Below are 2,652 nucleotides of genomic sequence, written 5' to 3'. Positions count from 1 at the left end.
GATTGAATAATCTGCATCTCTGTTTCTATATTAAATGCTTTTTCCATATATCACCCCTAATGATTGAAAATGCTAAGGTATTGAGCATATATCGGTACACGACATATAACTTCTGTAGGCCTATTGTATGTAATTTCTCCTTTTATTTCTTGAAGGATTAGCTTAACAAAGGTTAGTCCTAATCCTAATATGTTATCTTGATTCCAATCCTTAATGGCACTATTTATTTTTTCCTCTACACCTTTGCCATTATCATAAATTGTGAGTTGCAGTGTTTTGTCCCGTATTTGTGGATTTAGTAATTCAACTTTAATTTTTTTGTCTTCTTTTCCAAATTTATTTGCGTTATCAAGTAGTTGAGTTAGTATTTGCTGTATGCCCTTCTTTGTCCAGCACAGTTTTTAAATACGGGCTTTTATGAAAACTTGCATTGTCCATCACAACTACAGAATTATTAGGTAATTTCGGTATTAAATCATGTTTTACCCAACCGTTAAATAATATTACAGTCAAAAATTGATACGGTTAGCAGCGATTTATTATGTGCCTATAACTCTTTTTAACGGATGCCAATCATGAATTCCGTAACATCTCATGCCTTCATATCCGTGAGTTCTAGGAGCACTAGAAATAAAACCGCTCTCATAAGACAATAACCTTTCCTTTATACCTTTATCTTATCCTGAAATTCTAATCTCTCTTCTTCTTTTGCCTTCGGGTGTTGTAAAGTTTTTTTTATACGTTCAATCTCTTTAATGCTTTTTGTATACCAAATTTACTTACTCCTAGCTGCTCAGCTCTTTCATATTGGTATGCGTCACTATATTGTAACACATCTTCTTTTAATTTATCAATAGAAATTTTTGTTGGAGCTCATTCTTTAACGGCAATCTTACTCCATACAAATACTTTTCTCCAAAACGTTTTGATACTCATTCAAAGCTCATTTTCCTCTTTCCATTATAGCCTTTTTTCTAAAATCTATCTAATATGTCATACTAATTTCATTGCATCTTATTATTATAAAAGTTAAAAAATGTTGCAATAATACTTTGCTATTTTAATACATTTCAACATTAATATTGCTAATAATGTTAATGTATTTTAATCTTTTTGCTAGAAGGTTTAATATATATTAACAAAAAAAGAGAATTTTTATGATAATTAATAATAATATACTCCAAAGTCTTGCAAGCAAAGTTGCTGATGACCAATATGATAACCAAGATGATTGTATTATTGCTCGTAAGTTTAATTACACTCAACCGTTATTATTGAAACTTAAATCTATAGCAACAGATATTGATATTTGGATAAAAGAAAATAAGCAAGACTTATACGCATTATGTGAAGATCTGTTTTCTATTAGAGGAAACGTTTTTAAGCTGGAACTTTGTCCAAAAGATAGATTTGCTAAAGACATTAAGATAGCTGAATATTCTGCTTTGAATTGTAATTCTTTGTTAGAATTACCAATTAATGAATACAGTCATATAGATGAAGATTGGACAAAATATGCGGTCAGAGTTGCCAATGCAACTGAATTTATAAATTCTGTAAATAAAGGTGCTTGTGAAATAATGCGTAACTGTATTTCAACGGCCATGGAAGCAACCTCTACTGTAATGACAGATGTAACTACAAAAAGCGAAATTGCTAACGAAGAAAATGATCCTGAATCATCATCAAGTATTGCATTATCAATAACAATATTTGGATGTCTAGCTTCAATTGGCGGTTATTGCATTTATCGTATATATAGTAATTATAAGTCTAATAAACAAAACAATGACCTACAAATTAGTCAAAAAAACGATGATCATAATGCTGAAACAGAATCTTTTATTTCTTCTGCTGTTATAGAAAATTATGATTTTTCTAAAAAGAGTTTTCTTGAAGCTTCCTCAAATATTAATAATAGTTCAACAGTAGCAGAAACAGATTTTGTTGTTGCTGAGATACACCAGGATGACCTTGATATACAAATCTCTAATAGCAATGTATATCCATGTGAACCTATATATGAATCTTTATCGTTTTAGAATAATAATAGGACAATTTTAGAATTAAATTTGGTGATAAAAGAATTTATATATCATAAGCATTATTACTAAATAACATACTATTATGTGATAATAATTAAAACCTATAGGATGGTTTTTTATCTTATTTATTCTCATTTTTGGATTAGAGAGGATGAGTTATATAGGAAGGTAAATTGTGTGTGAAAAAATAACAAAATGGTTTATAAGGATAAGAGATCCTATGGAGATATTTAACAAAATTATCAAATAATATTAAAAGATATAACAGTACTATATTATCTTTTGTTGATAGATTTTGTTAAAAAAGTAGATTACAAAATTCATATTTCTTCATACAGCCATTTTATTGTGCTAAAAAGCTACATTTAGTATTATTATTTGATGGCAAAAAATGCAAGCAATGCAAAAAGATGACTATTTGCATTGCTGCATAATTCTTATGAAGATATAATTTGTCGTTATATTATTATGATCATTATTATAATATACCTCTTATTCTATAGTAATAGTTTTTGGAATGGTTTCTATGATATGGATTTAGTAATCTATTAACCTCTTCTGGATTCTTTTTTACAGCATAATAACTAGTGATTAAGTCAAGATTAAT

4 protein-coding genes and 1 pseudogene are annotated in these 2,652 nt (G+C 28.3%); 1 reads left to right on the top strand and 4 read right to left on the bottom strand.

The window, feature by feature from the left end:
* Positions 1–56 precede the first annotated feature (56 nt).
* The 3 genes from OCHUTO_RS05665 to OCHUTO_RS07180 form a co-directional block, all read right to left on the bottom strand.
* A complete protein-coding gene (locus OCHUTO_RS05665; RefSeq protein WP_232297013.1) occupies positions 57–368 on the bottom strand; it encodes an ATP-binding protein in 312 nt (103 codons plus the stop codon).
* The gene (locus tag OCHUTO_RS05660) at positions 349–513 is read right to left on the bottom strand and encodes a transposase (RefSeq protein WP_232297012.1); all 165 of its coding nucleotides are present in this window, start codon (positions 511–513) and stop codon (positions 349–351) included. The genes OCHUTO_RS05665 and OCHUTO_RS05660 overlap by 20 nt, the downstream gene beginning before the upstream one ends.
* Positions 514–735: 222 nt before the next feature.
* Positions 736–834: a hypothetical protein gene (locus OCHUTO_RS07180; RefSeq protein WP_198139672.1), complete on the bottom strand. Its 99-nt coding sequence runs from the start codon at positions 832–834 to the stop codon at positions 736–738.
* Between the two features lie 323 nt (positions 835–1,157).
* On the opposite strand from OCHUTO_RS07180, the gene OCHUTO_RS04750 reads away from it, so the two are divergent.
* A complete protein-coding gene (locus OCHUTO_RS04750; RefSeq protein WP_045797630.1) occupies positions 1,158–2,042 on the top strand; it encodes a hypothetical protein in 885 nt (294 codons plus the stop codon).
* Positions 2,043–2,483: 441 nt separating this feature from the next.
* On the opposite strand, the pseudogene OCHUTO_RS06730 reads toward OCHUTO_RS04750, so the two are convergent.
* Positions 2,484–2,652, bottom strand: a pseudogene (locus OCHUTO_RS06730) (DNA adenine methylase); the annotation flags it as partial.

The organism is Orientia chuto str. Dubai (assembly GCF_000964595.1).
Taxonomy (GTDB): Bacteria; Pseudomonadota; Alphaproteobacteria; order Rickettsiales; family Rickettsiaceae; genus Orientia; species Orientia mediorientalis.
The sequence above is the reverse complement of the archived record's forward strand: the minus strand, read 5'-3'. Positions and strand labels throughout refer to the sequence as shown.